Raw genomic sequence first — 395 nt, forward strand, 5'->3', positions numbered from 1 at the left:
TTGTCTGATGCACAATATACGTGCCGTAGGGGAGCATTTTTGTCGCAGCATAGCCGTTTTCATCGCATACGAGGTAGTCTTTTTCGCTGTCTCTTGCAGCTTCATAAGAGCCTGATGACTTGAGATAAACCTCAAACTCTGCACCGACTTCGGGAGTTTCGATCTGCGTTGAGCCGTCATCGGAATGCTTGATGATAGCAATATTCCCCTTGATCACGTCCTCGGTCACTGTCATAGAAATGGGGTTATGCTCAATGGAATAATTCTCAGCTTCTGCACCAACCGAGTACACAGTTTTGTCAAGCAGATAGCCCTCGCTTGGTGAAATTTCCTGAACCGTGTAGTTTCCGCAGACATACTCTTTTGTCTTGAAATATCCGTTTTCATCTGTGGTG

Annotated in this window: 1 protein-coding gene; it reads right to left on the reverse strand. The window is 45.8% G+C overall.

All coding sequences use genetic code 11. The features are described 5' to 3' along the window. A partial coding sequence (locus DW015_RS12880; RefSeq protein WP_207659394.1) for a SpaA isopeptide-forming pilin-related protein occupies positions 1-395 on the reverse strand: 395 nt, incomplete at both ends.

Source organism: Ruminococcus sp. AF37-20, from assembly GCF_003460465.1.
GTDB lineage: Bacteria > Bacillota > Clostridia > Oscillospirales > Ruminococcaceae > Hominimerdicola > Hominimerdicola aceti.